This window comes from Streptomyces sp. HD (genome assembly GCF_028369295.1).
GTDB lineage: Bacteria > Actinomycetota > Actinomycetes > Streptomycetales > Streptomycetaceae > Streptomyces.
The window spans coordinates 18946-39948 of the sequence record NZ_JAQMYP010000030.1 but is presented as its reverse complement, the minus strand read 5'-3'; the positions used below and the strand labels follow the sequence as shown (position 1 = coordinate 39948).

Sequence of the window (21003 nt, the reverse complement as noted above, 5' to 3'; positions counted from 1 at the left end):
TCAGCCGGCCGCCAGCAGCACCGTGCCCACCAGCGCGAGCCCCGCGCCGGCCGCCTGCACCGCCAGCAACCGCTCCCGCAGGAAGCTCCGCGCGGCCAGGGCCGTCACCACCGGGTAGAGCGAGGCCAGTACGGCCGCCACGGTGACCGGGCCGTGGTGGGCGGCGATCACATAGGTGCCGTTCGCCGCGACATCGGCGAGGCCGACGAAGGCGAACGCGGGCAGTGCGCGCACCGGGATGCCACCGTCCGGGAGGGCGCTCGCGCCCCGCCGCACGGAGACGTACAACGCGAGGCCGCCCGCCAGGACATTGACCACGCGCTGCACGAAGAGCCCGAGGAACAGACCGGTGACGGTGGTCGACGCCTCCGCGATCAGCGCGAACACCGTGCCGAAGCCGAACGCCGCGACCAGGGTGAGCAGGATGGCCTGCCGCTGCACGGACGCGCCCCGCAGCTGCGGTCCGCCCGCGAGGACGACGCCCAGCACGGCGACCGCGATCCCCGCGATCTGCACCAGTCCGGGCCGCTCGCCGAGAAAGAGGCCCACCCCGACGGGGACCGCCACGCCCACGGTGCCGAGCGGGGAGACCACGCCCATCGGGCCCAGCGCGAGCGCCTTGTAGAAGCAGAGCAGGGCGACCGGGCCTACCAGGCCGGCGGCGACCGCGAACCACAGCTGGGATCCGGCCTCGCTCCAGCCACCGGTGGCGACCACGATCACACCGAGCACGACGGCCGCGATCGCCTGCGAGACGACGACCACCGTGAGCGCCGGGGTGCGCCGGGTGAGCAGTCCGCCGCCGAAGTCGGCCAGCCCCCACAGCAGGCTGGTGGCCAGGGCGAAGAATGCTGTCACGAGGGCCTCGCAGTACAGTTCGGTGCACGATCGGGTGCACCCCACGGTAGTGCAGCACATTGGACCCTGTCATCTAGAATATTGAACTCCGGAACTTGGACGGAATGTGTCGGACCTCGACCTGTTGACCCAGTCCCTGTCGCGCAACGTCAAGCACTGGCGCGCGGTGCGCGGCTTCACGCTGGACGTGCTGGCCGCCCGGGCGGGCGTCAGTCGCGGCATGCTCATCCAGATCGAGCAGGCGCGCACCAACCCCAGCCTCGGCACGGTGGTCAAGATCGGGGACGCGCTCGGGGTCAGCATCACCACGCTGCTCGACTACGAACAGGGACCGAGGGTGCGGGTCGTCCCGGCCGAACAGGTCGTGCGGCTGTGGCACACCGACGCCGGCAGCCACAGCCGGCTCCTCGCCGGGACCGAGGCACCCGGACCGCTGGAGATGTGGCACTGGCGGGTGATGCCGGGCGAGAGCAGCAGCTCCGACCCGCACCCCGTCGGCACCGTCGAGATCGTCCATGTCACCGCGGGCGAACTGACCCTCACTGTCGACGGCACGGACTACCGGATCCCGGCCGGGGCGAGCGCCACCTTCGAGGCCGACTCCCCGCATACCTACGGCAATCAGGGCGACGTCCCCGCCGAGTGGATGCTGGCCGTCTCGGTCCCGCCCGCCCGTTGAGGCACCGCTCCGAGGGCGCCCCACGCGCCTGTTAGCGTGCGCTCATGGACGCACCCATCGGACGCTTCGACCACGCCACCCCCGCCCCCGACTGCCTCGACGAACTCACCCGCCCGGTCGCCGACGCCGTACGCCACTGGCGCGGCAGCGTCCCCGCCGACCAGATCGTCTACGTCGAGACCGACCCGGAGTGGGCCGACACCGCCGTCTTCGTGGAGCACTACGGCCGGGAGCTGCTCGAACAGTCGGCGAACTGCGTGGTCGTGGCGGGCAAGCGCGGCGGCGAGACCACGCTGGCCGCGTGCGTGGTGCTCTCCGCCACCCGGGTCGACGTCAACGGTGTCGTACGCCGCCAACTCGGCGCCCGCAAGGCGTCGTTCGCCTCGATGGACACGGCGACCGGCGAGACCGGCATGGAGTACGGCGGCATCACCCCGCTCGGACTGCCCGGGAGCTGGCCGGTGCTGGTGGACTCGGCCGTCGTCGACCTGCCGTACGTGCTGGTCGGCAGCGGGCGCCGGCGCGGCAAGCTGCTGGTGCCGGGGAAGGCGTTCGCGGAGCTGCCGGGGGCGGTCGTGCTGGAGGGGCTCGGCGTCGCCTGAGCCGAGGTCAGGCCGCCGTGTGGTGGGCGAGGGGCAGGTGCGGGTCCGCCTCGCCGGGCACCGGTGCCGGGTCGGCGTGCACGAGGGCCGCGGTGAGCCGGGGCACGGCATGCAGCAGGGCGTGTTCGGCGTCGACGGCGATGGCGTGCGCCTGACGCACCGACACCTCGCCGTCCACGACGACCGCCACCTCGGCGCGCAGCCGGTGCCCGATCCAGCGCAGCCGCAGCTCACCCACGTCGCGCACGCCCGCCACGTCCCGCAGCGCCCGCTCGGCCCGGTCCACCAGGTCCGGGTCCACTGCGTCCATCACCCGCCGGAACACCTCGCGCGCGGCGTCCCGCAGCACCAGCGTGATCGCGGCCGTGATCGCCAACCCCACGATCGGGTCGGCGAGTTGCCAGCCCAGCGCCGCACCCCCGGCACTCAACAGGACGGCCAGTGAGGTGAATCCGTCGGTACGGGCGTGCAGCCCGTCCGCGACGAGTGCGGCCGAGCCGATGGCCCGACCGACCCGGGTCCGATACCGCGCCACCCATTCATTGCCGGCGAACCCGACGAGCGCCGCCACGGCGACGGCCGGGATCTGCTCCACCGGGCGCGGGTCGAGAAGCCGGCCGACGGCGGTCCACGCCGCGAACGCCGCGGACGCCGCGATGGTGAGCAGGATGACGATGCCCGCGAGATCCTCGGCCCGCCCGTACCCGTAGGTGAAGCGCCGCGTGGCCGCACGCCGGCCCAGCACGAAGGCGATCCCCAGCGGTACGGCCGTCAGCGCGTCCGCGGTGTTGTGCACCGTGTCCCCGAGCAACGCCACCGACCCGGACACGACCACCACGACCGCCTGGGCCAGCGCCGTCACCCCGAGCACGGCCAACGAGACCCACAGCGCACGCATGCCACGCGCGGAGGACTCCAGGGCGGAGTCGAGCTTGTCGGCGGTTTCGTGGGAGTGGGGTTTGAGGAGGTGGGCGACGCGGTGACGGAGGCCGGCGGGGGAGTGGGCGCGAGGGTGGGGGTGCTCGTGCTGATGCTCGCCGCGCCCATGGCCGTGTCCGTGGGCGTGCCGGTGCTCGTGCCCATGGTGCTGGTGGTGGTGCCGGTCGCTCACGGCTTCCCCTTCCGGTGCGCGGGAGTGGACGCGAAGCAGCCCACGAGGCCATTATGTGCGTATGAGCGCACGCATGCACCTGTCACCTGCACACGATGCGCATCCGCGCACCCCGGGCGAGGAACACTTCACGCTCGCCGCCGAACTCCTGGCCCTGCTCGGCGACCGCACCCGCCTCACACTGCTGCACGCCCTCGGGGCGGGGGAGGCCGACGTGACAACCCTGACCGAGACGTGCGGCGCGGCCCGCCCCGCCGTCAGCCAGCATCTGGCCCGGCTGCGCCTCGCGGGCCTGGTGGACACCCGCAAGGAGGGCCGCCGGGTGATCTACTCCCTGCGCGACGGCCATCTGCGCCGCCTCGTCGACGAGGCGCTGAGCGTGGCGGACCACCGGCTCAGCGACCGGCCACCGCACGACTGACTCAGTACTCGGCGTTCTTGCCCAGGTACTGCTCCGCGAACGCCAGTGCCGCCGTCGGGGAGCCGAAGATGCGGCGGAGGCGGGCGAGGGTGGTGCCCGCTCGGTAGGGGTCGCCGGAGGAGGTGCCGTGGTAGACCTCGGAGAGCCAGTGGGAGAACTCCTGGTAGTCCCAGACTCGGCCGAGGCAGGCCGCTGAGTAGCCGTCGAGGCCCGTGGTGTCGGCCTTCGTGAGGTAGGCGATGAGGGCGTCGGCCAGCAGGAACGCGTCGTGCAGGGCGAGGTTCATGCCCTTGGCGGCGATGGGGGCGGTGAGGTGGGCGGCGTCGCCGGCCAGGAAGAGGCGGCCGAACACCATGGGTTCGACCACGTAATTGTGCATGTCGAGGACGCGCTTCTCGATCAGCCGGCCCTCCGTCAGCGGCAGCGCGCCGGTCGCACCGAGCCGCTGCTGCAGTTCCGTCCAGACCCTGTCGTGCGACCAGTTCTCCGGGTCGTCGCCGGGCGGGCACTCAAGGTAGTAGCGGGTCACGTCGGCGCTGCGCGGCATGTGGCCGGCGAACCCGCGCGGATGCATGCCGAACAGGACGCAGTCGGAGGACGGCGGTGCCTGAGCGAGCAGCGCCAGCCAGCCGATGCCGTAGTCGCTGCGGGAGATGTGGGCACGGCCGGCGGGCACGGCGTTGCGCGTCACCCCGCGCGCTCCGTCGCAGCCGGCGACGAACTCGCACCGCACGACCTCGCGCCGGCCGGTCTCCGGGTCGGTGTACGACACCGAGGGGTCGTCGGTGTCGACGTCGTGCAGCTCCACGTCCCGCACGCCGAAGCGGACGGCTCCGCCCCGCACGTCCGCGTACTCCCGCACCAGGTCCGTCACCAGCAACTGCTGTGGATAGATCCAGTGGTGAACTCCCGTCAGCTGCGCGTACTCGAACCGGTAACGCTCCCCGGCGAACCGGAACTCGCACTCGGTGTGCCGCTGCGCCCGCTCCAGCAGCCGGTCCGCGAGGCCCCGCCGCTGGAGTCCGCGTACGGCCCACTCCTCGATGACCCCGGCCCGTGGCCGCTGCTCGATGAACGGCCGGGTCTCGGTCTCCAGGACCAGACAGTCGACGGACGCCGCCCGCAGGATGTTGCCGACGGTGAGCCCGGCCGGTCCGGCGCCCACGATGACGACCGGGAAGCGCTGCGGGGTGCCGGAGTCGGGGTGGGGGGAGGTGGAGGTCACCCGAGCATTATGGGATGGCCGAGGTGGGGAGGGGAGGGCTCCGGACGGGCCCTAGCCCAGGCGCGGGATCTCGATCGCCGGGCAGCGGTCCATGACCATGTCGAGACCGGCGGCGCGGGTGCGGTCGTACGCCGCCTCGTCGATGACGTCCAGCTGGAACCAGACCGCCCTGGCCCCCTTGGCGACCGCCTCGTCGGCGACCGGCCCCGCGAGGTCGCTGTTCACGAACACGTCGACCACGTCCACGTCGAACGGGATGTCCGCCAGGGATGCGTAGCCGGGCTCGCCGTGGACCGTCTCCGCCTTCGGATGGACCGGCACGATGCGCTTTCCGTAGCGCTGGAGGACCTCGGCGACCCCGTACGCCGCACGCCGCCGGTTCGTGGACAGGCCCACGATGGCCCAGGTGTCGCCGAGCTCGGTGAGGATCTTGCGGACTGTCGCCGGGTCGCCGTACACGCTCGGCCTCCTTGGGGTTCGGGCAGGGGCTGGTACTGCCGACAACAGCGGGCGGGGTGGGGTGATTCCCCTGTGGACGGGAGGGGACGGGGCGGTCGTGGCGGCGGCCGGGGCCCGGTGCGGGTCTTGACAGGGGTTCGTCCGTCGGGCTTCCTTAGTGATGTTGCATATTGCGGCACTATTTGTGTACTGCGCAACGCACGGCTTCGTCCCTACACCGCGGAGTAGCGCCACAGATGACTCGCAAGCCACCTGCTGAGGACCCCGGCGACGCCCGACTGCGGGTCGGCCCGCCGAAGGAGTACGCCGCCGGCCTCCCCGCGGTCACGTCCTCGCTGCGGCACGCCGGCGAACAGATGGGGGCCCGCCGCAGCCTGCTCACACTGCTCCGGGTCAATCAGAAGGAGGGCTTCGACTGTCCCGGCTGTGCCTGGCCCGAGCCCGACCACCGGCACAGGGCGGAGTTCTGCGAGAACGGCGCCAAGGCCGTCGCCGAGGAGGCCACGGTACGAAGGGTCACCCCGGAGTTCTTCGCCGAGCACACTCTGGAGGATCTGCTCCCGCGCAGCGACTACTGGCTCGGGCAGCAGGGGCGTCTGACCCACCCCATGTACCGCCCGGCCGGGGCCGACCGCTACCGGCCGATCTCCTGGGACGACGCGTTCGCCGTGATCGCCCGCGAACTGCGCTCCCTGGACCACCCGGACCAGGCCGCCTTCTACACCTCCGGACGGGCGAGCAACGAGGCCGCGTTCCTCTACCAGCTCTTCGTCCGCGCTTTCGGCACCAACAACCTTCCCGACTGCTCCAACATGTGCCACGAGTCCAGCGGCTCGGCCCTGGTGGAGACCATCGGGATCGGCAAGGGCAGCGTCAGCCTGGAGGACCTCTACGAGGCCGACCTCATCCTCGTGGTCGGCCAGAACCCCGGCACCAACCACCCCCGCATGCTCTCCGCGCTGGAGAGGGCCAAGCAGCAGGGGGCGCGCGTCATCGCGGTCAACCCGCTGCCCGAGGCGGGGCTGCTCCGGTTCAAGAACCCGCAGAAGCCCTCCGGAGTGATCGGCGGCGGCACCAGGCTGGCGGACCAGTTCCTGCAGATCAGGCTGGGCGGGGACCAGGCGCTGTTCCAGGCCTTCAACCGCATGCTGCTGGAGGCGGAGGACGAGGCCCCCGGCACCTGTCTGGACACCGCCTTCATCGAACGGCACACCCACGGCTTCGAGGAGTTCGCCGAGCACGCCCGCAAGGCGTCGTGGGACGAGATCCTCCGGGCCACCGGACTGCCCGAGGCGGAGATCCGGCAAGCGTTCGACCAGGTGCTGGGCGCCGGGAAGATCGTCGTCTGCTGGGCGATGGGACTCACCCAGCACAAGCACTCCGTGCCCACCATCCGCGACGTCGTCAACTTCCTTCTGCTGCGCGGCAACATCGGCCGCCCCGGCGCCGGCCTCTGCCCGGTGCGCGGCCACTCCAACGTGCAGGGCGACCGCACGATGGGCATCTACGAGAAGCCCGACGGCGCGTTCCTGGACCGGCTCGGCGCCGAGTTCGCCTTCACGCCCCCGCGCCACCACGGCCACGACGCCGTCGACAGCATCCGCGCCATGCGCGACGGTGATGTGCGGGTCTTCGTCGCGCTGGGCGGCAACTTCGTCGCCGCCGCCCCCGACACCGAGCTGACCGAACAGGCGTTGCGCCGGTGCCGGCTCACCGTGCAGATCTCGACCAAGCTCAACCGCTCGCACGTCATCGCCGGCGAGCAGGCCCTGATCCTCCCGTGCCTCGGCCGCACCGAGGCCGACCTGCGGCCGAGCGGGCCTCAACTGGTCACGGTGGAGGACTCCATGGGCATGGTGCACCTCTCGCGCGGACGCCTCGCGCCCGCGTCCGAGCACCTGCTGAGCGAGCCCGCGATCATCTGCCGGACGGCACGGGCCACCCTCGGGGAAGCCGGCCCGCGAGTGCCGTGGGAGGAGTTCGAGTCGGACTACGACCGCGTGCGCGACCGTATCGAACGCGTCATCCCCGGCTTCGAGGACTTCAACGCCCGCGTACGCCGGCCGGGCGGCTTCGCGCTGCCCCATCCGCCCCGTGACGAACGCCGGTTCACGACCGCCACCGGGCTGGCCAACTTCACCGCCAACGCGCTGGAGAGCCCCAAGGTCCCGCCGGGCCGGCTGTTGCTGCAGACGCTGCGCTCGCACGACCAGTACAACACCACCGTCTACGGCCTGGACGACCGCTACCGCGGCATCCACCAGGGCCGCAGGGTCCTCTTCCTGCACCCCGACGACCTGGCCGAGCGCGGCCTCGCCGACGGGGACATGGTCGACATCGTCAGCGAGTACGAGGACGGCGTGGAGCGCCGGGCGCCGGCCTTCCGGGTCGTGCCGTACCCGACGCCGAAGGGCTGCTGCGCCGCCTACTTCCCCGAGACCAACGTCCTCGTGCCGCTGGACTCCACGGCCGCCGTCAGCAACACCCCGACGTCGAAGTCCGTCGTCGTCCGGCTGGAACCGGCCTGACCCCGCTCTCCGTGCGCGACCCCTTGACAGCCCTTACCGGGCTTCACATGGTTGTTGATCAGCGCCGTGTTCACCCCGCTGATCGGCGAGAGACGGGCGAACGGCTGGGGCGGCCGGGTCATCGACATCCTCGCCATCTTCGCCACCCTCTTCGGCTCCGCGGCCTCCCTGGGGCTCGGCGCCCTGCAGATCGGCAGCGGCTTCACCGGACTCGGCTGGATGGGATCGGTCGGCACCGGACTGCTGGTCGCCGTGATCGCGGTGCTGACCGTGGCGTTCGTCGCCTCGGCGGTGTCCGGTATCGCCAAGGGCATCCAGTGGCTGTCCAACATCAACATGATGCTGGCGGTGAGCCTGGCGGTCTTCGTGTTCCTGGTCGGGCCCAGCATCTTCATCCTCGACCTGCTGCCCACCTCCATCGGCGCCTTCCTCGGCGACCTGACCCAGATGGCCGGACGTACCCAGGCGTCGAGCGGTGAAGGCGTCGGCGACTGGCTGGCCGGCTGGACGGTCTTCTACTGGGCCTGGTGGATCTCCTGGACGCCGTTCGTCGGCATGTTCATCGCGCGCATCAGCCGGGGCCGGACCATCCGGCAGTTCGTGGGCGGCGTCATCCTGGTGCCCAGTACCGTCAGTCTGCTGTGGTTCGCGATCTTCGGCGGCTCGGCGATGCACCTGCAGGACGAGCAGCGCCTCAGTGACGCCTCCACCGCACAAGGGCAGCTCTTCGACGTGCTCCAGCAGTACCCGATCGCCACGGTGACCAGCGTGGTCGTGATGATCCTCGTCGGGATCTTCTTCGTCTCCGGCGCGGACGCCGCCTCGATCGTGATGGGTACGCTCTCGCGGCGCGGCTCCCTCGAACCGACCCGGGGCGTCGTGGTGTTCTGGGGCGTGCTGACCGGCGCGGTCGCCGCGATCATGCTGCTCATCGGCGGCGGCAAGGGCGATGCGCTGACCGGCCTGCAGAACCTCACCATCCTCGCGGCGGCCCCCTTCACCCTGGTGATGGTCGGCCTGTGCGTCGCGCTCACCCGCGATCTGAGCCAGGACCCCCTCATCGTCCGCGGCCGCAAGGGCAAGGAGGCCATCGAGACGGCAGTCATCGCCGGCCACCAGATGTACGACGGCGACTTCGAGCTCCGCATCGGCCCCGCCGCGTGCGCCGACGACGCGGATGCCGAACAGTCCGCATCGCCGTCGCCCGCTCCGTCCCCATCCGCTCGCTGAACACCCGTCGCGCTCCTTGACCGCCGGTCGGTGCTCAAGGATGCTGTGTTGCGACACATGAGATGTGTCCCGTAATAAGCAACATCTGCTTCAAGTCTCGAACCAGCCGAGGAGTGGCCATGACGCACCAGGTCCGTGCTGTCGTCGCGCGGGGCAAGGGCGCCCCCGTCAGCCTGGAAACGATCATCGTGCCCGACCCGGGTCCGGGTGAGGCGCTGGTGAAGATCGAGGCCTGCGGGGTCTGCCACACCGATCTGCACTATCGCGAGGGCGGCATCAACGACGACTTCCCGTTCCTGCTGGGTCATGAGGCCGCGGGCGTCGTGGAGTCGGTGGGGGAGGGCGTCACCGACGTCGCCCCCGGTGACTTCGTGATCCTCAACTGGCGTGCGGTGTGCGGTCAGTGCCGGGCCTGCCGGCGCGGCGAGTCTTGGTACTGCTTCAACACCCACAACGCCAAGCAGAAGATGACCTTGCTCGACGGCACCGAGCTCTCGCCGGCGCTCGGCATCGGCGCCTTCGCGGAGAAGACGCTGGTCGCGGCCGGGCAGTGCACCAAGGTCGACCCGACCGCCTCGGCGGCCGCCGCCGGCCTGCTGGGGTGCGGTGTGATGGCGGGCATCGGCGCGGCCATCAACACCGGGAACGTCGGCCGCGGCGACTCGGTCGCCGTCATCGGCTGCGGCGGTGTCGGGGCCGCGGCGATCGCCGGGGCGAACCTGGCGGGCGCGGCGAAGATCATCGCGGTCGACATCGACGACCGCAAGCTGGACACGGCCAGGAAGCTGGGCGCGACCCACACCGTCAACTCCAAGGACGCCGACGCGGTCGAGGCGATCCGCGAGCTGACCGGCGGCTTCGGCGCCGACGTCGTCATCGAGGCGGTCGGCCGCCCGGAGACGTACAAGCAGGCCTTCTACGCCCGCGACCTCGCCGGCACCGTCGTCCTGGTCGGCGTACCGACGCCCGAGATGAAGCTGGAACTGCCGCTGCTGGACGTCTTCGGCCGGGGCGGCGCGCTGAAGTCGAGCTGGTACGGCGACTGTCTGCCGAGCAGGGACTTCCCGATGCTCATCGACCTCTATCTCCAGGGCCGCCTGGACCTGGACGCCTTCGTCACCGAGACCATCTCGCTCGACGAGGTCGAGAAGGCCTTCGAGCGGATGCACCACGGCGACGTGCTGCGCTCGGTGGTGGTCCTCTGATGGCCGCCCGCATCGAGCACCTCGTCACTTCGGGGACCTTCTCGCTGGACGGCGGCACCTGGGACGTCGACAACAACGTCTGGATCGTCGGCGACGACCACGAGGTGATCGTCATCGACGCCGCCCATGACGCCGACGCCATCGCCGCGGCCGTCGGCGGACGCACCCTGCGGGCCATCGTGTGCACCCACGCGCACAACGACCACATCGACGCCGCACCCGAACTCGCCGAGCGCACCGGGGCCCCGGTCCTCCTCCACCCGGACGACCTGCCGCTGTGGAAACAGACCCACCCCGACCGGGCCCCGGATGCCGAACTGGCCGACGGCCAGACCATCTCGGTGGCCGGTGTCGAGCTGACCGTGCTGCACACGCCCGGCCACGCTCCGGGCGCGGTCTGTCTGTATGCCCCGGCCCTGACGGCCCTCTTCAGCGGCGACACCCTGTTCGCGGGCGGACCTGGGGCGACAGGGCGGTCGTACAGTCATTTCCCGACCATCGTCGAGTCGATCCGGGAGCGGCTGCTGACGCTGCCCGGGGACACCGTCGTGCACACCGGACACGGGGACACGACCACCGTCGCCGCCGAGGCCCCGCACCTCCAGGAGTGGCTGGACCGCGGCTTCTGACGCCCGCCGGCGCCCCTCACGCCCGCCGTGTCGACTCGCGATGACCGCGAGTCGATACGGCGGGCTGTTGTTGTTCCATGTGAATCAGGTTCTCCATGGCGCAACGAGAAAAACTGCCGCAGAGCGCCCTCTGAATGCCTTGACAGCGGTTCGGGGCGACCCCAGACTGATGTTGCGCTTACCGCAATCCGTTTCGTTATACGCACCCGAGGTGTCATGATGATTCCCGCGTGCCGTCTCTCGGACCTTCCGCGAGGCGAGGCCCACCGGCTCGACATCGATCCGCCGGTCTCGGTGTTCCACACAGACGACGGCGAACTCTTCGCCCTCGACGACACGTGCACCCACCAGGACGCGTCGCTCGCCGACGGCTGGCTGGAGGGTCGCGAGGTGGAATGCCCGCTGCATGCTTCCAAGTTCGACCTGAGGACCGGCGCGGTCGACGCCCCGCCGGCCAAGCTCCCGGTCCGGACGCACGAGGTCCTGGTCGAGGACGACATGATCTACGTCCGGCTGTCCACGGACGCGCCCAACCTGCCGCCCTGCATCGCAGCCCGGCTCGCCGGAGGTCTCGCGTGAGGTCGGTCGCCGTCGTCGGCGCCTCGCTGGCCGGTCTGTCGGCTGCGCGCTCACTGCGGAAGCAGGGCTACGACGGCAGGCTGGTCGTCATCGGGGACGAGCTCCACCGCCCGTACGACCGGCCCCCGCTGTCCAAGGAGTTCCTGGCCGGCACACTCGGCGAGGCCGAACTCGCCCTGGAGGCGGACGACGAGGACCTCGGGGCGGAGTGGCTGCTCGGCGTCCGGGCCGCCGGCCTCGACCACGCGAGGCGCGTCGTCCGGCTCGCCGACGGACAGGAGGTGCGGGCGGACGGCGTCGTCATCGCGACCGGCGCCGTGGCACGCACCCTCCCCGGCTCCGAAGGGCTCGCCGGAGTGCACACCCTGCGCACCCTGGACGACGCCCGGGCCCTGCGGGACGAACTGGCCCGCGGCGGGCGGCTGGTGGTGATCGGCGGCGGCTTCATCGGAGCCGAGGTCGCCTCCACCGCGTACGCCCTCGGGCTCGACGTGACCGTCGTGGAGGCGGCCCCGACCCCGCTGGCCGGACCGCTCGGCGAGACCATGGGTGCCATCGTCTCCGCCCTCCATGCCGACCACGGCGTACGACTGGAGTGCGGCGTGGGCGTCAAGGGGCTGAGCGGGGAGACCCGCGTCGACGCCGTCCTGCTGGAGGACGGGCGGACCGTCCCCGCCGACATCGTCGTCGTCGGTGTGGGCGCCCGCCCGTGCGTCGAGTGGCTGGAAGGCTCCGGCATCGCCCTGGACGACGGCGTCAAGTGCGGCGCCGACGGCCGCACCAGCCTCGCCGGCGTGGTCGCGGTCGGCGACTGCGCCAACTGGTACGACCCGCGCGCGGGTTACCACCGCCGCGTCGAGCACTGGACCGGCGCACGCGAGCGTCCCGACGCCGCGGTCGCCACCCTGCTGGCGGGCGGCGCGGTGGAACCGGGCGTACCCCGGCCGCCGTACTTCTGGTCCGACCAGTACGGTGTGAAGATCCAGTTCGCCGGTCATGCGGCCGGCGCGGACAGCGTCACCATCGAGGCGGGCGCCGCGGACGACCGCGATGTCCTCGCCGTCTACCGGCTGGCCGGGAACCCGGTCGCCGTCCTCGGGATGAACCAGCCCCGGCTGTTCACGCGCTGGCGCAAGCAACTGGCCGCCACCGCATCCTGACGTCGCCCGCATCCGGGCGTAGCCCGCATCTTGACACCGCCCCAGACGCATCTCATGCTGCGGTTGCACATCGCACGCAACGTTGCTTCATACACAACGCCGTCCGGAGTCGCTCTTCCCGGCGCGTGAATGCCCTCTCCACGACGTTCTCCCGAGGAGTGCACCGTGACCTCGACCAGCCTGCCGGACAGCCTGATCGCCACTCTTCCCGGCTCCTCCTACACGGACCCGGGGATCTTCGCCCAGGAGCAGGAGCGCATATTCGAGACCATGTGGTTCTGCGTCGCCCGCGCCTCCGAGCTGGCGAAGCCCGGCGCCTTCCGCACCGTTGACGTGGGCCGCGAGAGCATCCTCGTCACCCGGGCCCGGGACAACTCCGTCCGCGCGTACTTCAATGTGTGCCGGCATCGCGGCGCCAAGCTCTGCACGGAGGAGACCGGTGAGGTCAAGCGGGCCTTCCAGTGCCCGTACCACGCCTGGACCTACGGCCTGGACGGCAAGCTCGTCGCGGCGCCCAACCTCACCAAGATGCCCGACGTGGGCCGTAGCGAATACGGCCTGGTGAGCGTGGCGGTGCGGGAATGGCTCGGCTATGTCTGGGTCTGTCTAGCGGAGCACCCGCCCTCTTTCGAGGAGCAGGTCATGGGCGAGATCGTCGACCGCCTCGGCGACGTCGAGTCGATCGAGCACTACGGCATCGAGAACCTCTCCGTCGGCAAGCGGATCGTCTATGACGTGCGGGCCAACTGGAAGCTCATCATCGAGAACTTCATGGAGTGCTACCACTGCGCCACGATCCACCCCGAACTCACGGAGGTGCTCCCGGAGTTCGCGGACGGCTATGCCGCGCAGTACTACGTCGGTCATGGCGCCGAGTTCGGCGAGGAGGTCCAGGGCTTCACGGTCGACGGGTCCGCGGGACTGGACCGGATACCCGGGGTGGCCGAGGACCAGGACCGCCGCTACTACGCGATCACCGTCCGGCCGCAGGTCTTCATCAACCTCGTGCCCGACCATGTGATCTTCCACCGGATGTACCCGGTGTCCGTGGACCGCACGATCGTCGAGTGCGACTGGCTCTATCTCCCGCACGTCGTCGAGAGCGGCAAGGACGTCAGCCGGTCCGTGGAACTCTTCCACCGCGTCAACCAGCAGGACTTCGACGCCTGCGAGCGCACGCAGCCCGGCATGAGCTCCCGTATGTACGCCAAGGGCGGTGTGCTGGTGCCGAGCGAGCACCACATCGGCGCGTTCCACGACTGGGTGAACGAGCGCCTGGGTACCCCTCAGGCGTGACTCAGCCCAGGTAGCCCATCCGGTGGCTGATCTCCTGGGCGCCCTTGAGCAGCACCGGGGAGAGCTCGTGCAGGCGCTCCTCGGTCAGGCGGTACCCGGGCCCGGAGGCGCTGAGTGCCGCGATGACCTCGCCGTCCCGGTTGCGCACCGGGGCGGCCATCGCGTGCAGGCCCACCTCCAACTCCTCCAGGGTGAAGGAGTAGCCCCGCTCCCGAGCCTCGGCGAGGTTCTTCTCCAGCTTGGTCTTCGCGGTGATGGTGCGCGGGGTGACCTTCTGCATGCCGGCCTCGGACAGCAGCGAGGCGCGCTCCTTGGAGGGCATGTACGCCAGCAGGATCTTGCCGCTGGAGGTCGCGTGCAGGGGGGTCAGCTGGCCGACCCAGTTGTGTGCGGTGATGGCTCCCGGACCGCGCACCTGGTACAGGTTGATCGCGTAGTGCTCCTGCATGACCGCGATGTTGACGGTCTCGCCGAGCTCCTCGGCGAGTCGTTCGCAGACCGGACGGCCCTGCTGGGTGATGTCGATACGGCCCGTTACCGCGCCGGCCAGACGCACGATGCCGAAGCCGAGCCGGTACTTGCCGCGCTCTCCGGCCTGCTCCACCAGGCCACGCGCCTCCAGGGCGCCGAGCAGGCGGAAGGCGGTGGACTTGTGGACATCGATCTCGCCCGCCACCTCGCTGACGCCTGCTTCGCCACGCTGAGCGAGGATCTCCAGAACGCTGATGGCGCGGTCCACGGACTGCACGCCGCCGGAGTGCGAATTCGACGTTTCTGTGTCAGGGCTGTAGTTGCTCACAGTGAAACTATACGCGTAGTAAACAACACTCCTACAAGTAACGCGTTCGCAATCAAGATTCTGAAGTTGCGCTGTTCGCAACCTGGTGCGTATAGCGCGACCGGTCTAGCATGCCTCGCATATCTACGGCGCGAGCGAGACGAGGCACCATGGCTCCTGTGCAGTACGACTTCGTCATCGTCGGCGGCGGTTCGGCCGGCAGTGCACTGGCGAACCGGCTCTCGGCGGACCCGGCCAACCGGGTGCTGGTCCTGGAGGCCGGACGGTCGGACTACCCGTGGGATGTCTTCATCCACATGCCCGCGGCGCTGACCTACCCCATCGGCAGCCGGTTCTACGACTGGAAGTACGAGTCCGAGCCCGAGCCCCACATGGGCGGCCGGCGCGTCTACCACGCCCGCGGCAAGGTGCTCGGCGGTTCCAGCAGCATCAACGGCATGATCTTCCAGCGTGGCAACCCCATGGACTACGAGCGCTGGGCGGCCGACCCGGGCATGGAGACCTGGGACTACGCCCACTGTCTGCCGTACTTCCGCCGCATGGAGAACTGTCTGGCGGCCGACCCGGACGACGAGTTCCGCGGCCACGACGGCCCCCTCGTCCTGGAGCGCGGGCCGGCGACCAGCCCCCTGTTCGGCGCCTTCCTCAAGGCCACCCAGGAGGCGGGCTACGCGCCCACGGACGATGTCAACGGCTACCGGCAGGAAGGGTTCGCCAAGTTCGACCGCAATGTCCACCGCGGCCGCCGGCTGTCGGCCTCGAAGGCGTACCTCAAGCCCGCGATGAAGCGCCCGAACCTCACCGTCAGGACCCGGGCCCTCGTCACCCGCGTCCTCTTCGAGGGCAAGCGCGCCGTCGGCGTCGAGTACCAGCGCGGCCGGGGCGCCGTCCAGCAGGTCCGCGCCCGCGAGGTCATCCTGTGCGGCGGCGCCATCAACTCCCCGCAACTGCTCCAGCTCTCCGGCATCGGCAACGCCGCGGAACTGCGCGCCCTCGGCATCGACGTCGTCCACGACCTCCCCGGCGTCGGCGAGAACATGCAGGACCATCTGGAGGTCTACGTCCAGTACGCCTGCACGAAGCCCGTCTCCATGCAGCCGTACATGGCGAAGTGGCGCGCTCCCTTCATCGGGCTCCAGTGGCTCTTCCGCAAGGGCCCGGCCGCCACCAACCACTTCGAGGCCGGCGGGTTCGCCCGCAGCAACGAGGACGTCGAGTACCCCAACCTGATGTTCCACTTCCTGCCGGTCGCGGTCCGCTACGACGGCTCCTCGCCCGCCGGCGACCACGGCTACCAGGTGCACGTCGGACCCATGTACTCGGACGCCATCGGCTCGGTGAAGATCAAGAGCAAGGACCCGCGCGAACACCCGGCGCTGCGCTTCAACTACCTCTCCACCGAGCAGGACCGCCGCGAATGGGTCGAGGCGATCCGGGTGGCCCGCAAGCTCCTCAACCAGCCCGCCCTCGCCCCCTACAACGGCGGCGAGGTCTCGCCCGGGCCGAAGGTGGAGACCGACGAGGAGATCCTGGCCTGGGTCGCCGAGGAGGGCGAGACCGCGCTGCACCCGTCCTGCACCTGCAAGATGGGCACCGACGAGATGGCGGTCGTCGACCCCACCAGCATGCGGGTGCACGGCGTGGAGGGTCTGCGGGTGGTGGACGCGTCGGTGATGCCCTACGTCACCAACGGCAACATCTATGCTCCCGTGATGATGATCGCCGAAAAGGCCGCCGACCTGATCCTCGGCAAACAACCGCAGGCCCCGTCGAAGGCCGCGTACTACCGGCACCGTGACGCCCAGAAGCAGGCGGAGTAGGAGTTGGCCGCTACAGGGCTCCGGGCACTGCTGAACAGCGTCCGCTACGAGGTGCTGCCCGCGAAGGCGACCGAGGACAAGGTCCTCGCCCATGTCCCGCGCGACGTCGTCGTCACCGTGACGGCGTCGCCGGTCAAGGGACTGGAACCGACCCTCGGCCTCACCGAACGGCTCGCGGCGCACGGCTACCGGGTCGTCCCGCACGTGCCGGCCCGGCTGCTGCGGGACGACCTGCACCTGAAGGAGGTCGCGGACCGGCTCGGCGAGGCGGGCGTGGACGACGTCTTCGTCCCGGCCGGCGACTCCGACCCGCCGGCCGGGGTCTACGACGGTGCCCTGCCGGTGCTGCGCAGGCTCGGGGAGCTGGGCAGCCCCTTCGCCCGTGTCGGCGTCACCGGCTACCCCGAGAGCCATCCCCTCATCCACGACGACGTCACCATCCAGGCCATGTGGGACAAGCGCGAGCACGCCACGTACATCGTGAGCAACCTGTGCTTCGACCCGCGGGTGCTGGGGGAGTGGATCACCCGGATACGGCGCCGGGACGTCACCCTGCCGGTCCATGTGGGTGTCGCGGGCCCCGTACAGCGGGCGAAGCTGCTGGCGATGGCCACGAAGATCGGGGTGGGGGAGTCGACGCGCTTCCTGACGAAGCACGCCTCGTGGTTCGTGCGTTTCGCGGCCCCCGGCGGGTATGCACCCGAGCGGCTGCTGATCCGCGCGCAGGACGCCCTCACCGCACCCTCGGCGGGCGTGGCCGGTCTGCACCTGTTCACGTTCAACCAGATCGCCGAGACGGAGCGGTGGCGCCGCGCGCTGCTGGACCGGCTGGGCGGCTGAACCGGGAGAAGGATGCCAACCGACGCCGAAACCGACATCGACGCCGAGACCCACATCTACGCCGAGCCCGCAGCTGACGCCGGCTGGAAGCTGACCCGAACCTTCACCAGTACATCCGGTGACGTCCGCTGGGACCGGCTGGGGGAGCCCGGCCGGCCGCCGGTCGTCCTGCTGCACGGCACGCCCTTCTCGTCGTACGTCTGGCGTGCCGTCGCCTGCTCGCTGGCCCGCGACCACGAGGTGTACGTCTGGGACATGCCCGGCTACGGGACCTCCGAGAAGGCGACGGGACAGGATGTGTCCCTGGCCGCCCAGGGCCGTGTCTTCACCGACCTCCTCGGCCACTGGGGCCTTCAGGAGCCGCTCGTGGCCGCCCATGACTTCGGCGGCGCCGTCGCCCTGCGGGCACACCTGCTGCACGGTGCCCGCTACCGGGCCCTCGCCCTGGTGGACCCGGTCGCCCTGGCCCCGTGGGGCTCCCCGTTCTTCCGGCTCGTCGGCGAGCACGCCGACGTGTTCGAGCGGTTGCCGCCCGCACTGCACGGTGCCCTGGTGCGCGAGTACGTCACGTCCGCCAGCAGTCCCGGACTGCATCCCGCGGTCCTCGACCGGCTCGTCGAGCCCTGGCTGGACGGCACCGGCCAAGCGGCCTTCTACCGGCAGATCGCCCAGGCCGACCAGCGCTACACCGACGAGATCCAGGGCCGCTACGCCGACATCGGCATCCCCACGCTCGTCTGCTGGGGCGAGGACGACACCTGGATCCCGGTGGCGAAGGGGCGCGAGCTCGCCTCCCTCGTGCCCGGCGCGCGGTTTGAACCGATCGCCGGTGCCGGCCACCTCGTCCAGGAGGACGCCCCCGCCCAGCTCACGGCGGCGCTCATCGCCTTCCTGCAGCGGCAGCCGCACTGACGGTGGGGCGGCGCGCAGGGGGTCGTATACGACAGGGGGCGGGACCGGAACCCGGTCCCGCCCCCTGTCGGTGCGGCTCAGCGGAAGACGACCGTGCGGTTGCCGTCCACCATGACGCGGCTCTCGCTGTGCCACTTCACCGCGTGCGCGAGCACCTGCGCCTCCACGTCCCGTCCGACCGTTACCAGGTCGCCGGGGTCGAGCGAGTGGTCCACCCGGACCACGTCCTGCTCGATGATCTGCCCCTCGTCCAGGTCGGACGTGACGTAGTGCGCCGTCGCGCCGACCAGCTTCACCCCGCGCTGGTAGGCCTGGTCGTAGGGGCGGGCGCCCTTGAAACTGGGGAGGAAGGAGTGGTGGATGTTGATGGCGCGGCCCTCCAGCTCCTTGCACAGGTCGTCGGAGAGGATCTGCATGTAGCGGGCCAGCACCACCAGGTCTATGTCCAGCTCACGCATCAGCTCCAGCAGCCGTGCCTCGGCCTCGGGCTTGGTGTCCCTGGTCACCGGGACGTGGTGGAAGGGGATGCCGTACGTCTCGGCGAGCCCCTCGAAGTCCCGGTGGTTGGAGACGATCGCGGGGATCTCGATGTTGAGGGCGCCGGTGCGCCGGCGGAACAGCAGGTCGTTCAGGCAGTGGCCGAACTTCGACACCATGATCAGCGTCCTGGTCGGCGTGGCCGCCTCGGTCAGGGCCCAGGAGATGCTGTGGGCCTCGGCCACGGGGCCGAACCGGTAGCGCAGCGTCTCCAGCCGGACCTCCGGATCGGCGACGTCGAAGTGCACCCTCATGAAGAAGCGGCTCTGAAGTCGGTCGTCGAACTGCTGGCTTTCCAGGATGTTGCCGGAGTTCCTGACGAGAAAGCCGCTCACGGCGTGAACCAGCCCGGCGCTGTCCGGACAGGAGAGGGTCAGGACGTACTCACGGCCGGGTTGTGGGCGAGGGGACATGCGCGGCCTCCGTCGGTGCGTATTGCACAACATGGTGAGCGATACGCAACATGGTCAGCCCGGTGTCGCCTGTGGTCAAGGGTGGGCGGGTAATGGACCGCATGGTGAAATCGTCATCTGCAACCCCTTGACGCCCGTCTGCCTATTCGCCACTGTGTTCCACCACAAGCAATCGGGTGCACGATGCGCAACGAATTTCCATCGAAAGGCTCGGCGCGTGGCAGACCTGTACGTGGATGGCGAATGGCGGGATCCCGTCGCCGGCGGGCAGCGGGACATCCGATGTCCCGCTGACGGCACGCTCGCGGCGACCGTCTCGGAAGCGACCCGCCCCGACACGGAGGCCGCGATCGCGGCGGCCCGCCGGGCCTTCGACGCGGGGCACTGGCCGAACGCCCCCGAGCGGGAGCGCGGCGCGCTGCTGCTGCGCACCGCCGACATCATGGAGCGCGACGCCAAGGCGTTCGCCCGCGCCGAGTCCCTGGACACCGGCAAGCGGCTGGTGGAGAGCGAGTACGACATCGCCGATGTCGTGGCTTGTTTCCGCTACTACGGCGGCCTCGCGGGCACCGACGCCGGCCGGGTGATCGACACCGGCCGCGACGACGCCGTGAGCCGGGTCGTCCATGAGCCGGTCGGCGTGTGCGGTCTCATCACCCCCTGGAACTACCCGCTGCTGCAAGCCAGTTGGAAGGTCGCCCCGGCGCTCCTGGCCGGCAACACGATCGTCCTCAAGCCCAGCGAGCTCACGCCCTCCAGCTCGATCCTGCTGATGAAGGCACTGGAGGAGGCCGGGCTCCCGCCCGGCGTCGCCAACCTGGTCCTGGGCACCGGGCCCGAGGTGGGCGCACCGCTCTCCGAGGACCCGGCCGTCGACATGGTCTCCTTCACCGGAGGCCTGGAGACCGGCAAGCGGATCATGGCCACCGCCGCCGCGACCGTGAAGAAGGTCGCGCTGGAACTCGGCGGCAAGAACCCCAACGTGGTCTTCGCCGACGCCGACTTCGAGGCCGCCGTCGACTTCGCCCTCACCGCCGTCTTCCTGCACTCCGGACAGGTCTGCTCGGCCGGCGCCCGGCTGATCGTCGAGGACTCCCTGCACGACCGCTTCGTCGACGAGATCGTCCGCCGCGCCCGGCGGATCCGCCTCGGCGGCCCCTTCGACGCCGAGGCCGAGACCGGCGCGCTGATCTCCGCCCAGCACCTGGCGAAGGTCGAGGCCTACGTCGCGGCAGGGCTGGAAGAGGGCGCCGTACTGCGCTGCGGCGGGCAGCGGCCCGACGACCCCGCGCTCGCGAACGGCCACTACTATCCGCCGACCGTGCTCGACGAGTGCACGCAGGACATGCGCGTGGTGCACGAGGAGTCCTTCGGGCCCGTGCTCACCGTGGAGCGTTTCACCGACGAGGACGACGCCGTACGCATCGCCAACGACACCGAGTACGGACTCGCCGGAGCCGTCTGGACGCAGGACGGCGGCAAGGCCCAGCGCGTTGCCCGGCGGCTGCGGCACGGCACGGTGTGGATCAACGACTACCACCCCTATGTGCCGCAGGCGGAATGGGGTGGCTTCGGGCACTCGGGCGTGGGACGGGAGCTGGGACCGACCGGTCTGAACGAGTACCGAGAGACCAAGCACATCTGGCAGAACATCCAACCCCGGCCGCAGCACTGGTTCCGCGGCTGAACGCCGAAAGAAG

The 21003-nt window shown here is 70.5% G+C and carries 19 protein-coding genes and 1 pseudogene; 14 read left to right on the top strand and 6 right to left on the bottom strand.

The genetic code is table 11. The annotated features are described in order from the left end of the window. Positions 1–858: a DMT family transporter gene (locus POF73_RS27185; protein WP_272120539.1), complete on the bottom strand. Its 858-nt coding sequence runs from the start codon at positions 856–858 to the stop codon at positions 1–3. 106 nt (positions 859–964) lie between these two features. Here POF73_RS27185 and POF73_RS27180 point away from each other — a divergent pair, with 106 nt between their 5' ends. Both POF73_RS27180 and POF73_RS27175 read left to right on the top strand, forming a co-directional pair. After that, on the top strand, positions 965–1537 hold the full coding sequence (locus POF73_RS27180) for a helix-turn-helix domain-containing protein (RefSeq protein WP_272120537.1): 573 nt from the start codon (positions 965–967) through the stop codon (positions 1535–1537). 44 nt (positions 1538–1581) lie between these two features. Further along, a complete protein-coding gene (locus POF73_RS27175; RefSeq protein ID WP_272120535.1) occupies positions 1582–2139 on the top strand; it encodes a YbaK/EbsC family protein in 558 nt (185 codons plus the stop codon). 7 nt (positions 2140–2146) lie between these two features. Here POF73_RS27175 and POF73_RS27170 read toward each other — a convergent pair whose 3' ends face one another. Continuing rightward, positions 2147–3250 (bottom strand): cation diffusion facilitator family transporter, encoded by a 1104-nt coding sequence (locus POF73_RS27170; RefSeq protein ID WP_272120533.1) that lies wholly within the window; start codon positions 3248–3250, stop codon positions 2147–2149. 61 nt (positions 3251–3311) lie between these two features. Between POF73_RS27170 and POF73_RS27165 the strand changes: the two genes are divergently transcribed. Continuing rightward, entirely contained in the window at positions 3312–3671 is a 360-nt protein-coding gene (locus tag POF73_RS27165) for an ArsR/SmtB family transcription factor (RefSeq protein WP_272120530.1), read from the top strand. Between the two features lies 1 nt (position 3672). Here the strand turns inward: POF73_RS27165 and POF73_RS27160 are convergent, their stop codons facing one another. Both POF73_RS27160 and POF73_RS27155 read right to left on the bottom strand, forming a co-directional pair. Further along, positions 3673–4896 carry a 4-hydroxybenzoate 3-monooxygenase gene (locus tag POF73_RS27160; RefSeq protein WP_272120528.1) on the bottom strand — a complete coding sequence of 408 codons (1224 nt, stop codon included), beginning with the start codon at positions 4894–4896 and terminating at the stop codon, positions 3673–3675. Between the two features lie 51 nt (positions 4897–4947). After that, entirely contained in the window at positions 4948–5355 is a 408-nt protein-coding gene (locus POF73_RS27155) for a CoA-binding protein (RefSeq protein ID WP_272120526.1), read from the bottom strand. 236 nt (positions 5356–5591) lie between these two features. Between POF73_RS27155 and POF73_RS27150 the strand changes: the two genes are divergently transcribed. The 7 genes and pseudogenes from POF73_RS27150 to POF73_RS27120 all read left to right on the top strand — a co-directional run bounded on the left by POF73_RS27150 (position 5592) and on the right by POF73_RS27120 (position 13982). Continuing rightward, positions 5592–7883 carry an FdhF/YdeP family oxidoreductase gene (locus tag POF73_RS27150; RefSeq protein ID WP_272120524.1) on the top strand — a complete coding sequence of 764 codons (2292 nt, stop codon included), beginning with the start codon at positions 5592–5594 and terminating at the stop codon, positions 7881–7883. Between the two features lie 57 nt (positions 7884–7940). After that, positions 7941–9113, top strand: a pseudogene (locus POF73_RS27145) (BCCT family transporter); the annotation flags it as partial. Positions 9114–9232: 119 nt separating this feature from the next. Continuing rightward, positions 9233–10318, top strand: a complete 1086-nt coding sequence (locus POF73_RS27140; RefSeq protein WP_272120523.1) for an S-(hydroxymethyl)mycothiol dehydrogenase — start codon at positions 9233–9235, stop codon at positions 10316–10318. Further along, complete coding sequence (locus POF73_RS27135; protein ID WP_272120520.1) at positions 10318–10947, top strand: MBL fold metallo-hydrolase; 630 nt, start codon at positions 10318–10320, stop codon at positions 10945–10947. The genes POF73_RS27140 and POF73_RS27135 overlap by 1 nt, the downstream gene beginning before the upstream one ends. 216 nt (positions 10948–11163) lie before the next feature. Then, positions 11164–11526 carry a bifunctional 3-phenylpropionate/cinnamic acid dioxygenase ferredoxin subunit gene (locus POF73_RS27130; RefSeq protein ID WP_272120518.1) on the top strand — a complete coding sequence of 121 codons (363 nt, stop codon included), beginning with the start codon at positions 11164–11166 and terminating at the stop codon, positions 11524–11526. Next, positions 11523–12686 (top strand): NAD(P)/FAD-dependent oxidoreductase, encoded by a 1164-nt coding sequence (locus POF73_RS27125; protein ID WP_272120516.1) that lies wholly within the window; start codon positions 11523–11525, stop codon positions 12684–12686. The genes POF73_RS27130 and POF73_RS27125 overlap by 4 nt, the downstream gene beginning before the upstream one ends. A 165-nt stretch (positions 12687–12851) precedes the next feature. Beyond that, on the top strand, positions 12852–13982 hold the full coding sequence (locus POF73_RS27120; protein WP_272120513.1) for an aromatic ring-hydroxylating oxygenase subunit alpha: 1131 nt from the start codon (positions 12852–12854) through the stop codon (positions 13980–13982). 1 nt (position 13983) lies between these two features. On the opposite strand, the gene POF73_RS27115 is transcribed toward POF73_RS27120, so the two are convergent. After that, complete coding sequence (locus tag POF73_RS27115) at positions 13984–14730, bottom strand: IclR family transcriptional regulator (RefSeq protein ID WP_272120756.1); 747 nt, start codon at positions 14728–14730, stop codon at positions 13984–13986. A 200-nt stretch (positions 14731–14930) separates the two neighbouring features. On the opposite strand from POF73_RS27115, the gene betA reads away from it, so the two are divergent. From betA to POF73_RS27100, 3 genes are read left to right on the top strand one after another with little or no spacing between them, the layout of a single operon-like run. Next, positions 14931–16601: a choline dehydrogenase gene (gene betA, locus POF73_RS27110; RefSeq protein WP_272120511.1), complete on the top strand. Its 1671-nt coding sequence runs from the start codon at positions 14931–14933 to the stop codon at positions 16599–16601. 3 nt (positions 16602–16604) lie between these two features. Further along, complete coding sequence (locus tag POF73_RS27105) at positions 16605–17441, top strand: 5,10-methylenetetrahydrofolate reductase (protein ID WP_272120509.1); 837 nt, start codon at positions 16605–16607, stop codon at positions 17439–17441. A gap of 12 nt (positions 17442–17453) precedes the next feature. Further along, complete coding sequence (locus tag POF73_RS27100; RefSeq protein WP_272120507.1) at positions 17454–18353, top strand: alpha/beta fold hydrolase; 900 nt, start codon at positions 17454–17456, stop codon at positions 18351–18353. A gap of 77 nt (positions 18354–18430) precedes the next feature. On the opposite strand, the gene purU is transcribed toward POF73_RS27100, so the two are convergent. After that, a complete protein-coding gene (gene purU / locus POF73_RS27095; protein WP_272120504.1) occupies positions 18431–19303 on the bottom strand; it encodes a formyltetrahydrofolate deformylase in 873 nt (290 codons plus the stop codon). Between the two features lie 217 nt (positions 19304–19520). Here purU and POF73_RS27090 point away from each other — a divergent pair, with 217 nt between their 5' ends. Next, complete coding sequence (locus tag POF73_RS27090) at positions 19521–20990, top strand: aldehyde dehydrogenase family protein (protein WP_272120502.1); 1470 nt, start codon at positions 19521–19523, stop codon at positions 20988–20990. Positions 20991–21003 lie beyond the last annotated feature (13 nt).

What these genes read in the sequence shown, in the direction of transcription:
- POF73_RS27175 (WP_272120535.1), top strand. Translation starts at nt 1,582, where the DNA reads ATGGACGCACCCATCGGACGCTTCGACCACGCCACCCCCGCCCCCGAC.
- POF73_RS27165 (WP_272120530.1), top strand. Translation starts at nt 3,312, where the DNA reads ATGAGCGCACGCATGCACCTGTCACCTGCACACGATGCGCATCCGCGC.
- POF73_RS27150 (WP_272120524.1), top strand. Translation starts at nt 5,592, where the DNA reads ATGACTCGCAAGCCACCTGCTGAGGACCCCGGCGACGCCCGACTGCGG.
- POF73_RS27140 (WP_272120523.1), top strand. Translation starts at nt 9,233, where the DNA reads ATGACGCACCAGGTCCGTGCTGTCGTCGCGCGGGGCAAGGGCGCCCCC.
- POF73_RS27135 (WP_272120520.1), top strand. Translation starts at nt 10,318, where the DNA reads ATGGCCGCCCGCATCGAGCACCTCGTCACTTCGGGGACCTTCTCGCTG.
- POF73_RS27130 (WP_272120518.1), top strand. Translation starts at nt 11,164, where the DNA reads ATGATGATTCCCGCGTGCCGTCTCTCGGACCTTCCGCGAGGCGAGGCC.
- betA (WP_272120511.1), top strand. Translation starts at nt 14,931, where the DNA reads ATGGCTCCTGTGCAGTACGACTTCGTCATCGTCGGCGGCGGTTCGGCC.
- POF73_RS27100 (WP_272120507.1), top strand. Translation starts at nt 17,454, where the DNA reads ATGCCAACCGACGCCGAAACCGACATCGACGCCGAGACCCACATCTAC.
- purU (WP_272120504.1), bottom strand. Translation starts at nt 19,303, where the DNA reads ATGTCCCCTCGCCCACAACCCGGCCGTGAGTACGTCCTGACCCTCTCC.